9 protein-coding genes and 1 tRNA gene are annotated in these 12279 nt (G+C 38.6%); 7 read left to right on the forward strand and 3 right to left on the reverse strand.

Annotated features, from left to right (window positions below; all coding sequences use genetic code 11):
* Positions 1-436: 436 nt before the first annotated feature.
* The 5 genes from AC4GME_RS11485 (at position 437) to purU (ending at position 7220) form a co-directional block, all read left to right on the forward strand.
* Positions 437-2113 (forward strand): SEL1-like repeat protein, encoded by a 1677-nt coding sequence (locus AC4GME_RS11485; protein WP_490377763.1) that lies wholly within the window; start codon positions 437-439, stop codon positions 2111-2113.
* Positions 2114-2326: 213 nt separating this feature from the next.
* Positions 2327-3943: a cation:proton antiporter domain-containing protein gene (locus tag AC4GME_RS11490; RefSeq protein ID WP_490377764.1), complete on the forward strand. Its 1617-nt coding sequence runs from the start codon at positions 2327-2329 to the stop codon at positions 3941-3943.
* A 208-nt stretch (positions 3944-4151) separates the two neighbouring features.
* Positions 4152-5822 (forward strand): asparagine synthase B, encoded by a 1671-nt coding sequence (gene asnB / locus AC4GME_RS11495; RefSeq protein ID WP_490377762.1) that lies wholly within the window; start codon positions 4152-4154, stop codon positions 5820-5822.
* Positions 5823-5888: 66 nt separating this feature from the next.
* Positions 5889-6365 carry a YchJ family protein gene (locus tag AC4GME_RS11500; RefSeq protein ID WP_490377761.1) on the forward strand — a complete coding sequence of 159 codons (477 nt, stop codon included), beginning with the start codon at positions 5889-5891 and terminating at the stop codon, positions 6363-6365.
* 18 nt (positions 6366-6383) lie between these two features.
* Entirely contained in the window at positions 6384-7220 is an 837-nt protein-coding gene (gene purU, locus AC4GME_RS11505; protein ID WP_490377760.1) for a formyltetrahydrofolate deformylase, read from the forward strand.
* A gap of 283 nt (positions 7221-7503) precedes the next feature.
* On the opposite strand, the gene AC4GME_RS11510 is transcribed toward purU, so the two are convergent.
* Positions 7504-8364, reverse strand: a complete 861-nt coding sequence (locus AC4GME_RS11510) for a DUF808 domain-containing protein (protein ID WP_490377759.1) — start codon at positions 8362-8364, stop codon at positions 7504-7506.
* A 284-nt stretch (positions 8365-8648) separates the two neighbouring features.
* Positions 8649-9197 carry a VC2046/SO_2500 family protein gene (locus tag AC4GME_RS11515; protein WP_490379418.1) on the reverse strand — a complete coding sequence of 183 codons (549 nt, stop codon included), beginning with the start codon at positions 9195-9197 and terminating at the stop codon, positions 8649-8651.
* Between the two features lie 124 nt (positions 9198-9321).
* On the opposite strand from AC4GME_RS11515, the gene AC4GME_RS11520 reads away from it, so the two are divergent.
* Both AC4GME_RS11520 and AC4GME_RS11525 read left to right on the forward strand, forming a co-directional pair.
* Positions 9322-9405 (forward strand) — tRNA-Tyr (locus AC4GME_RS11520).
* A gap of 172 nt (positions 9406-9577) precedes the next feature.
* Positions 9578-11215, forward strand: a complete 1638-nt coding sequence (locus tag AC4GME_RS11525) for a tetratricopeptide repeat protein (RefSeq protein ID WP_490378167.1) — start codon at positions 9578-9580, stop codon at positions 11213-11215.
* A gap of 1 nt (position 11216) precedes the next feature.
* Here the strand turns inward: AC4GME_RS11525 and AC4GME_RS11530 are convergent.
* Positions 11217-12279, reverse strand: a 1063-nt coding sequence (locus tag AC4GME_RS11530) for a DUF3418 domain-containing protein (protein WP_490379419.1), incomplete at its 5' end; no start/stop codon positions are given.

The raw sequence follows: 12279 nt of genomic DNA on the forward strand, positions 1-12279 counted from the left end.
CAAACTTCCCTATGGCATATTTACGTGAGGATGATGTTTTAACTTGCTGCAGTACCAGCAAAGAGGATATTAAGATTAGCACTTATCAATAAACTGATATTATTTTCAAACAGCTAACAATATGGTTAATGTGGCCGATACCTCCTGATGCCAACTAATCAGCGGAAAAATAGATTATACAAACTTCCCTATGGCATATTTACGTGAGGATGATGTTTTAACTTGCTGCAGTACGAGCATTAAACTTACTGCTTTCTACTTACTAAGAAACGCTTTATTTTATTAACGCAACAGCTTAAAAAACCTTCGACAGTGAGTTTACTCACAAATGATTAACTTACTCTTCCTAACAAACCTAGCTTTTATTTAATTCACTTTTAAATGATCTATACTTGCTTGTTTATCCAATAACAATCAGGGATTTTAAATTTACAGGATGTTAAACCTTTTTCGATTATCTCCTTTGCCAATTTTACTAACTGTTTTAAGCAGTCAGGTCGTTTTTGCTAGTTCTGAATTTACCCAAGGCTATGAAGCTGCGCAAGCTGGTGATTATGAACGCGCGATACAGCTGTGGCGACCACTGGCAGATGAAGGAGATCCTGCGGCACAATACACATTAGGCTGGATGTATGAAAGTGGTCAGGGGGTTTCACAAAATTTTCAGCAAGCGGCATATTGGTATGAAAAATCGGCAGTTCAAGGTGACGTGGCAGCACAATACGTACTTGCAACTATGTATGATAAAGGTACTGGTGTAGTTATAAATCCACAGGAAGCGGTAAAGTGGTTTTTAAAAGCAGCCAACCAAGGTGATGCCATCGCACAATTCCAATTAGGAGTACACTTCCAAAAAGGCTTAGGGGTTGAACAAAGTGATAGTGAAAGTTTGCTTTGGTTTCAGAAAGCGGCCAAACAAGGTCACCTCACAGCACAAATTAATTTGGGGAAAATATACCAATCTGGAAAAGGTACTAAACAAGACTACCGTCTGGCAATACAGTGGTATGAAAGAGCTGCGACCCAAGGGGATGCCTTAGCACAGTTTCATCTCGCCCGTATGCATGAATATGGACGAGGATCCCCTCAAGATTATCAACTTGCAAAATCTCTCTACTTAAAATCAGCAAATAACTATTATGCACCTTCAGCCTATAAACTGGCTGAGTTTTATGAGTTAGGTAAAGGGGGCGATATCAATTTCGAAAAAGCATTAAAATGGTATAAACAGGCAGCTAGTAAGGGAAACCATGCGGCTCAATTTAAACTGGGTCTTATGTATCAAAATGGCACTGGAGTAGTTCAAAATATCCACACAGCCATCGAATGGTATAACAGCGCCGCTCAACAGAACCATGCACAAGCATTTTATCAACTCGGTGTTATTTATGAGCAGGGTGTTGTTGATAAAAATGGCGCACAGAAAATAAAAGAAAATCCCCCAAAAGCGGCAAAATTCTACCAAAACGCATCCAAGCTTGATTATAATTTAGCCCATGCACGATTAGCTTATCTATATGAAAATGGCTTAGGTTTACCCGCTGATCTAAAGCTTGCTATTTCTCTTTATCAGCAATCTACGGAGGAGTGGGCAAAAATTCGTTTTAAAGCACTATCTAAACAACTAAACTGTTTCGCAACGGCAACAACCAAGTTATTTTCAGTCGCCATTGCTTGTACCAACCGTGAAATATTACGTCAACAGATTAAAGCACAAAACATTACTGCTATTGATGAAAATATCAACAGCTGGTCGGACACCTATTTTACAGGGGCTGTTATACGAGGAAGCAGTGAACTCGAGGTCACATACACAAGAGAGGATCTATTTGTCAGCGCAAAATATACCTTTGTGGGTCGCAGCAAGCCGGAACTGATCGCCCGCATTAAAAACAAACTCAGCCAAAAACATGGTGATCCTCACAATCAGTCGGGTGATATCAATCAGGGTAAAGCAAGCTTCCAATGGTTCTTGGGCGATGGAATTGAATTATCAGTTAATCGCGAATGGCCTGATACAACGACCTTTGTTACTTACTCTTTTCCCGAAAACCGGTCTTTATTGGAAAAACAACAAACACAATCAACAAATAAAGAATATAAGCCTGAATAAAATTCGCCATAAAACTGCAACTTTGGTAAATAATTTAAAAACATTTGTTCTACTTGCTTTCTTACCATAAAATCAACCACATACTAATACCAAATTGAATAATTAAGTTCCCACTCAAGGCGCTGTGCTGTTTCAGTTCTAGGCGTATCGATTTAGGGATGGTTACTCCCTTTCAAATTGGTATAAACAATGCTTTTCATAGAAGTTGAGTCCATGGATACTACGCTATTACTTTTTATTGGCACCGCATTTACCTTTGGGATGCTAATTAACTTCACCGGTTTGCCGCCAATGGTTGGTTTTTTATTGGCCGGTTTTGCCCTGAATTTTTTTGGTTTTGAATCCACAGAAGGTTTAATCACCTTTGCTAATTTAGGTGTCACCCTCTTACTCTTCTCAATCGGCTTGAAATTAGATCTTCGCACCCTTTTCAAAGCAGAAGTTTGGGGGGGCGCAAGTATCCATATAGTTAGCAGTATTATTTTTTACGCGCTACTTTTATTTTCCTTAAAACAGATTGGCCTCTCTTTTTTTACCACCCTCGATATGCCAGCTTTGCTTCTGGTGTCCTTTGCATTGAGTTTTTCCAGCACCGTTTTTGCAGTAAAAATTCTTGAAGAAAAAAGTGAAACAAACTCCCTTTACGGCCGCATCGCGATCGGTATCTTGATTATGCAGGATATTTTTGCCGTACTTTTCTTAACCATTTCTGTTGGTGAAATCCCTTCTATCTGGGCATTTACATTACTTGCATTGCCACTTATCAGGCCCCTGCTGTTCAAACTTCTAGACGGAGCAGGTCACGGTGAACTGCTGGTCTTATATGGTTTTTTCCTGGCACTGGTGATCGGCGCTGGATTATTTGAATCTGTCGGCATGAAAGCAGATTTAGGTGCCTTGATTGCCGGTATGTTACTGGCCGGACATCCTAGCGCTAAAAATATGGCTAAATCACTGTTTAATATGAAAGAGCTATTTTTAATCTGCTTCTTTTTAAACATAGGTTTAGGCGGACTACCAAATCTTGATCACCTCATGATTGCAGCTGTTTTATCGCTACTCTTATTAGGAAAAATTGCACTGTATTTTATTACCTTAACAAAATTTAAATTGCGTTCCCGTACCTCGCTTTTTGCCTCATTTACATTAGCCAATTACAGTGAATTTGGTTTGATTGTTGCTTCTCTTGCAACCTATAAAGGCTGGTTAACACAAGACTGGTTAATCATTACAGCACTTGCAGTTTCTTTAAGTTTTATTATTGCCGCACTATTAAATAAATATGCCGATACTGTTTACACACGTTTTACACTGTCATTAAAACGTTTCCAATCTACACGCTTACATAAAGATGATCGCCCCGTTCGGGTTGGCGATGCGCAAATATTAGTGATGGGAATGGGCCGCATTGGCGCAGGAGCTTATGATGCTTTAAAACTGACTTATGGCGAAAAGGTAATGGGTGTCGATTATGATCATCAAACAACCATTAAACACCGCGAGTTAGGACGACGAGTAATTACCGGTGATGCACTTGACTCTGATTTTTGGAGTAAACTACAACTGACCGATAATATAAAACTTATTTTGTTAGCAATGCCCGACCATAACGGTAATCGTTATGCTGCAGAACAACTAAATAAAATCAAATTTTGCAGCTTTGAAGTGGCGGCACTTGCACACTATAAAGAGGATGAAAATGAGTTAAACGCACTTGGTGTAAACCCCGTTTATAATATGTATGTGGAAGCGGGATCCGGTTTTGCACGCCATGTTTGTTCTGAGTTACACCCCGTTTTAACAAAAAACCCTCATAAACAAGAGTTATAGGAAAAAAATCACCTAATCCATGTATTTGTGACTTAATTACACGGATTTAGTGTGACTTTTCTTCAATATTCTGCAAAAATCGTGCAACTAAATTTTTCAAAAAATATTCGTTCTCTTTTTGCTGTGTTTAAGCAAACGGAAAAGCATTAATAAATATTAAAAGATACTAAATACGCTAAGTATTGGTATTCAAATAAAAGGTAACGTTATGTGTTCTATTTTTGGTGTGCTCGACATTAAAAGCGATCCTATCGCATTGCGCCAGCAAGCAATTGAAATGTCTAAACTGCTTCGTCACCGTGGCCCGGATTGGTCTGGTGTTTACTCGTCTGATAAAGCTATCCTCGTCCATGAACGTCTTTCAATCGTCGACGTAAATACAGGCGCACAGCCACTATACAATCAAAATAATACACATATCCTAGCGGTTAATGGTGAAATCTATAATCATAAAGAATTAGCTGCTGAATTAACCTGCGGTTACCAGTTCAAAACAAAATCTGATTGTGAAATTATTCTTGGTTTATACGAAGAAAAAGGTAATACCTTTTTAGATGACCTGAACGGTATCTTCGCATTCTGCTTATATGATGCAGAAAAAGATAAATACCTGATTGGTCGTGACCATATGGGTATCATTCCACTTTACATGGGTTGGGATGAACACGGTAACTTTTACGTTGCATCAGAAATGAAAGCATTAACGCCTGTTTGTTCAAAAGTTCAAGAGTTTCCACCAGGGCATTTCTTAGACAGCGAGATCGGTGAAATCACTCAATATTACACTCGTGATTGGATGGAATATGATGCGGTAAAAGATAACGACGGTAGCGCAGCTGAAATCGGTCAAGCGCTTGAAGAGTCAGTTAAACGTCAACTTATGTGTGATGTGCCATACGGCGTATTACTTTCTGGTGGTTTAGACTCCTCAGTTATCTCTGCAATCACGCAGAAATTTGCTAAACAACGTGTTGAAGATGATGATCAATCTGGCGCTTGGTGGCCACAACTGCACTCGTTCTCTGTAGGTCTTGAAGGTTCTCCTGATTTAGCAGCTGCACAAAAAGTAGCTGATGAGTTAGGTACAGTACATCACCCGATTATCTTTACTGAGCAAAATGGTATCGATGCACTACGTGAAGTAATTTATCACTTAGAAACATACGATGTAACAACGATCCGCGCTTCTACTCCTATGTACCTGATGGCACGTAAGATTAAAGCGATGGGCATCAAGATGGTACTTTCCGGTGAAGGCGCGGATGAAATCTTCGGTGGTTACTTATACTTCCACAAAGCACCCAATGCGCAAGAGTTTCATGAAGAGTTAAACCGTAAACTAAACAAACTGCATATGTTTGACTGTTTACGAGCGAACAAATCAATGTCAGCTTGGGGTGTTGAAGCGCGTGTACCATTCTTAGATAAAGAGTTCTTAGATGTGGCAATGCGTACTAACCCAGAACTTAAAATGATCAAAGATGGTCGTATTGAGAAAAATATTCTACGTGAAGCGTTTGATGGGCAGCTGTTAAGCGAAGTGTTATGGCGTCAAAAAGAACAATTCTCTGACGGTGTTGGTTATAGCTGGATTGATTCGCTAAAAGAACATATCGAAACTCAAGTAACGGATCAACAATTAGCAAGCGCTGAGTTTAAGTTTCCAATCAATACGCCTGATACCAAAGAAGCGTACTTCTACCGCTCTATTTTTGCTGATCACTTCCCACTTGATAGTGCTGCAGAATGTGTACCGCACGGTAAGTCTGTTGCTTGTTCAACAGTTGAAGCATTAGCTTGGGATGAAAGTTTCCAACATAATGCAGATCCTTCCGGTCGTGCTGCCGGCATCCATCATGATGCTTACCAAACAAAATAATCGCTTTGATTATTAATCAATAAAAAGCGTTCAAATGAACGCTTTTTTTATAACTGAAATATAATAATGACTGATTTAAATCTACAAACTTGCCCCTGTAAAAGTGGAAAAGGCTACCAACAATGTTGCTTACCTTTTCATAATAGAAAAACCAAACCAAGCACATGTGAACAACTGATGCGATCTCGTTTTAGTGCGTTTGTTTTGCAGTTAGGTGATTATCTTTTTGATACCTATCATCCAAATTACCGAGGTGAGCTAACTGCAGCACAGTTAGCGACAAAAACCGTGGATTGGAAAAACTTACAAATAATTGCCACAGAAAGCTTAGATAAAACGGGTTTTGTCGAATTTAAAGCCTGGTTTGTCGATAATGGTCTGTTAGGTTGCCATCATGAGCGCTCTAATTTTGTAAAAGATCATCAACAATGGCTTTATTGTGATGGAGATATTTATCCTGAGCCAAAATCAGGTAAGATATCACGCAATGATCCCTGCCCTTGTGGTAGTGGCAAAAAATATAAAAAATGTTGCGCTAATTAATTATTGATCGAGATAAACATGGAAAAGAAAATACTACTGACCGATTGCCCTGATAGCAAAGGTCTGATTGCACAGATTACCAATATCTGTCAAAAGCATCAGCTAAATATTGTTAAAAACAATGAATTTGTAGATCATCAACATGGCCGCTTCTTTATGCGAACGGAGATTGAAGGTTACTTTAACGATCAAACTTTACTGGCTGATCTTGACTTTAATCTGCCAAATGGCTCTCATCGTTCATTAGTTTCACAACAACGTAAACGCATCGTAATTTTGGTCACTAAAGAAGCACACTGCCTTGGTGATATTTTAATGAAAAGCACTTACGGTGGCATTGATGTTGAAATCGCAGCGGTTATCGGCAACTACGATACACTTGAAGAGTTAGTAACTAAATTTAATATCCCTTATCACACGGTAAGCCATGAAGGTTTGTCGCGCGAAGAGCATGAACAAAAGGTATTAGATACAATTGCGCCATATACGCCTGATTATGTAATTCTTGCAAAATATATGCGTATATTGACGCCTACATTTGTTGAGAAATATGAAAATAAACTAATCAATATCCATCACTCATTTTTACCGGCTTTTATCGGTGCGAAACCTTATCAGCAAGCATTTGATCGTGGTGTAAAAATCATTGGTGCAACAGCGCATTTTGTTAATAATGATCTCGATGAAGGTCCAATTATCACCCAAGATGTCGCGCATATTGATCATGCTTACAGTGCAAGCGATCTTGCTAAAGCAGGCCGAGATGTTGAAAGGTCTGTATTAAGCCGTGCATTGCAGCAGGTATTGAGTGATAAAGTGTTTGTATACGCTAACCGAACCGTTGTTTTTAAATAACGCCTATCCAGCACTATTTTGAAAACTGATAAAAATGCGTTAATCGCTCGTGACAGTTAACGCATTACTGATTCTTACACCTTAAGGCAGATTGAGTATATACAGCCTTAAACTTGTAATAGAGAATAATTTTTTATAATCAAAAGCACATTAAAGGTGTGCAAATTGGCCTGCTGAACTGTGCAGATAATGGCTTCTTCAAATGTTTTCCAATTATTAACTTGCCTAAATAACATCTTTACAGCCGTTATCTGACGGCTGCAATTGCAACGCAATGCTATTGCTACTTATTTTTAATTTTTATAAACAACTTTTCAAAAAATAAAACCAGTATACCTATCGCTAAGCCTGTTACTAACTCAGCGAGCATACTCGGCATAAATAGTAAGGATTGATGAATAAAATGGACATTATGGACAAATATACCTCCAGCAACGAGCAGCATAGCTAACGTACCAATAATCGTTAACAATCTAATCACCCTAGGCAACGCAGCTACTAGCATCTCACCAATAACCATTAAGAACCGACTTCTTTTCTTTGAGAAGGCGATTATTTTAAAACCTAGATCATCCATTCTGACCAGCAACGCAACAAAGCCATAAACCCCTATTGTTGCTAACAGCGCAACAAATGACACAACGATGACTTGCAGTACAAGTGGTTGTCCCAATACTGTCCCCAAGGCAATAACAATAATTTCAATTGATAAGATAAAATCGGTAAAAATTGCCGATTTAACTTTTTTAGCCTCATAGTGCAATATTTCTTGCTCTGATAAGCACTGAACTTCTGCGATTGTGTGCTGTTCAGGCACAAAGTACTCATATATTTTTTCGGCTCCTTCAAATGCAAGATAAAGCCCGCCGACCATTAAGATCGGAATGATAATCCAAGATGCAAACGCACTTAACAGAAAAGCGATGGGCAAGATAATAAGTTTATTGCGCAGTGAGCCCTTTGTGATTTCCCATAATACCGGTAACTCCCTAGTGGCAGGAAAACCAGATGCTTTCTCAGCACCAACAGCAAGATCGTCTCCTAACACGCCTGCTGTTTTTTTGGTGGCGATCTTACTCATCATCGCTGCATCATCTAACAAGGCAGCGATATCATCAAATACAGCAAAAAAACCAATCGCCATAAATATTCCTTTTTACCAATTTGTGTTTTTAAATAGATAGTCAAGCGACCAGAAGATGGTTGCGTCTTGCTTTATCCTAACATCCGTCCGAGCCTCTGAAAGTGGTTTGGGTATAAATAGCCATATTAAACGACGGTAAAAGCTAGAGTCAAAGCAAAAAGAAGATATTTTATATAGAATTGAAATAGTTACGGAACTATTACTAGAAGGGATTTTTATTAATTGTATAAACGAAAGAGCTGCTATCAATCATTTTCAGCTTTATTATAAGGAGCAACTCCTCACTACATATAAGTCACTTTAATTGGCTTATTATCTAGATCCAAGGCTTTATATTGCGCCATTAAATCAACACCAACCCCTTCTGCTGTCTGAGACTCAACCTGCTTAATCGTCTCCGTTGTTCCCTGCTGAGCCGTTAAGCGATTTTGTGACAATAATGGTAAGTTATCTATTATATCACTAGGGATATCGCCTGTTACATTGCGAGATAACAGTGCTTCGTTGTTTAATAGCTGTTTTAAACGGATGCTGGTGAAATCCTTATTGTGCAAATCTTCATTTAAACTTGTAGCTTGCTGCAGCGAAATACCTTTATTTAGCAAAGGCTGAGCTTCAGGTAAAAACAGAGTTTCACGTAATGCTTGTTCAGGTAAAACATCTTCTTTAGCTTGCCTGAAAGTAAATTCAGCAAAATCTCGAGCATCATCTGATAACAAACTAAGTAACAGATTAAATTTATCACGCGTGCCATTATGCACAGCACTGTTTAGCTGCAGCCCTAATTGCCACTCGTTAATCAATAATCCACTTTCAGTTTGTTTAATATTCATACGACTTTGTTTATTTATGCTAGATATTTAGAGTTATCGGCAACAAACTGATTTTATTTAATGTTTTTTTCTTTTTTAGGCTTCACAAGTGGAAAATATCTGATATTATTCTCCGCGAAATGAAGGAGGGGTTCCCGAGTGGCCAAAGGGAGCAGATTGTAAATCTGCCGCGTAAGCTTCGGTGGTTCGAATCCACCTCCCTCCACCATTTCAATCTTCTCTTTACTTCGGCCACTACCTCTTTAATTCTAATATTCAAGTCTACAAATTTAATTCAGTATCACAACTTAGTGATCCAATTATTATTATTACTGCATTCTTATTCACGATTACCTACACTTAGTCATCAAAATAAACTAAAGAGTGAAATCTAATTACCGATGTTTAGCTACAAGAATAAAAGCATTCTGATTGTTGATGATCAAAAAGCATTTCATATCATGCTCAAAACGATGCTCTCCAGTCAAGGCGCCAAAAATATCAGTTTTACGGATAGCGCTGAGGGTGCAGTTAAACTCGCTCACCGCAAAGTATTTGATATATACCTTGTAGATTACAATCTAGGTTCAGGGAAAAACGGATCTCAGCTAATTGATTACCTGCGTAATAATCAGCTTATTCCAAACGCTTCATTATGCTTTATTATCACAGGTGATAATAATAAAGGGATGGTGCTGACAGCCATTGAAAAATCACCAGATGATTATTTAATGAAGCCTTTTTCACAAACTCAACTATTTAATCGACTAAGCAAAGCCGCTCAAAAAAAAATGGTCTTAGCCGATATTTTTGATGCCTTACAGGAAAAAGAGTACCCTCAAGCAATCTCTCTGTGTAAGGAAAAAATTAAAACAGAACCGAAATTTAGAGCATTATGTAAAAACTTATTAGCTGATATTTTTATCCAGACAGAGCAGTACAACGCTGCAGAGAGAATATTAAAGCCACTGGTCGATCAGCGCCCGTTAGTAAGAGCAAGCATCAGTTTAGGTAAAGCCTACTATTTACAAAATAAATACCCGGAAGCGATTAAACTTTTAAAAACGGTTATTGATAACTCTCCCCTGCAGATGGAAGCATATCAATGGTTAGCACGCGCATACCAAAAAACAGGCAAGCTTAACAAAGCATTAAATATGCTCACCCATTCGGCCAATATTACCCACCACAGTATTGAACGCCATCAAGAGGTTGCACTACTCGCCAATGAGATGAATGAACATAAAATAATGCTTTCTAGTTACTCGGCAATATTACAACTCAGCCGCAACTCTTTTTATCCTGACCCCTGCCATTTAGCAAATTATATTCGCAGCATTATTGATTACGCCATGGTTCAAGAAGATATCAGTGAACGAAAAACAATATTAAAACAGGTGAACTCGGCACTGTATCAAAGCCGCTTTGAAGAGGGGCAAAATAAAAACTTTGATTTCAATAACTTTGATAAGATCTGCCAGGCAAAAGTATTGTTTGCACTGGATGAACCATTAAAAGCAAAACGCAGAATCTTGAGCACCTTACAAAGTAATGAAAACCCAATTACTGAGTTTGACAGCACCTTATTATGCGAAAGCCTTTTCTCATTATTAGATATTGGCGAGTTTGATTATGCGGAGCCTTATTTAGAGGAGTTAAAGCATCGCGATATTATGGATGCGACCATGCAGACTTCAATAAAAAAACAGACAGGAGAGAAGTTGGAATCACGCATACAGACCTTTAAAGCGCATAATAAATTAGGCATCCAAGCATTTTCTCAAAAATCATATAGCAGTGCGCTTGACCATTTTGAACAGGCGATCCAGCTTGAACCTCTTAACTCTGGCGCATTACTTAACAGTATTCAGGTTTATATTCAGTTACTAAAACAAGCTGCCAATGATGAGAAAAAGGAACTATTAAGAAATTGCCAAAACAGCTTTAAGCTGTTGAGTAATACCCGCTTACCAGAGGATCACGCTAAACGATACAATGAGCTCAAAAATGAGCTTAGTGAACTCAAAGCTGCAAAGTAAATTAACCTTTTAATTCGGCCAGCTTTAGTTTAATACGTTTCTCTGAAATCGGATACGCAGTGCCGAGTTGCTGTGCAAACAGTGAAACGCGCAGCTCTTCTAACATCCAGTAGATTTCAGCTAAATCCGTATTATCTTTTTCACTGCTCATTAATGTTTTACACAATGCGCTATAACGCCCTTCGAGCTCATTCAACGCTATCGTGTGTAAACGATCTTGATTGGGATTGACAGGTAACTTCTCTAATCGTTTGGCTAATGCCTGCAGATAACGTTTCATATCAGGCAGCTTTTTTTCCCCGACCTGGCAGGCAAAACCTGGGAATATAAGGCGCTGCAGCTGTGATTTGATATCGCCCTGCGCCACTAGCATGGTTAAATCAACTTTACCTTTGAGCTTCTTATTAACCGCATGTGCAAGCGTTAATATCTTTTCCACTAATTGGGTGATAACCAGTGTGCGATCGGCAAGCTCAGCTCTGACTTTCTCTTTTTGAGATTCAAACTCAACTGCAGTTTGTGCTGTTTGTTGACCATCTAAAATAGAATCAACCGCGCAGGCAATACAATCATCAATAAGATCTTTAACTTGCCCGAACGGATTAAAATAAAGCCCTAATTTAGCTTTATTAGGCAGGCTCTGCTGCAGGTATTTTATCGGTGACGGCACATTTAATAACACTAAGCGACGCAGACCAGTCCGGTTAATACGCAATGCTTTTTCTTCACTGTCAAAGAGCTCAATAGCAACACTTTTGTTTTTATCAACCAGAGCAGGAAAGGCCTTAACTTCATAACCACCATGATCTTTACTGAATGATTTTGGCAATTTACCAAAATTCCACTCTGTTAAGTCTGTTTTTTCAATGCCCTGCTTGGATACTTTTGAAAGCGTCTGTTTTACTTCACCTTTTAATTCATGCTGCAGTAAACTCAGCTCCGTGCCCACTGCGACACTTTTTCCCTGATCATTAATAACATTAAATTTCATTTTAAGATGCGTCGCTAAAGCTGAAATATCCCATGAATTTTCAGGAATTCGTACGCCGGTCATTCTTAGCAGC

Source organism: Psychromonas sp., from assembly GCF_983033635.1.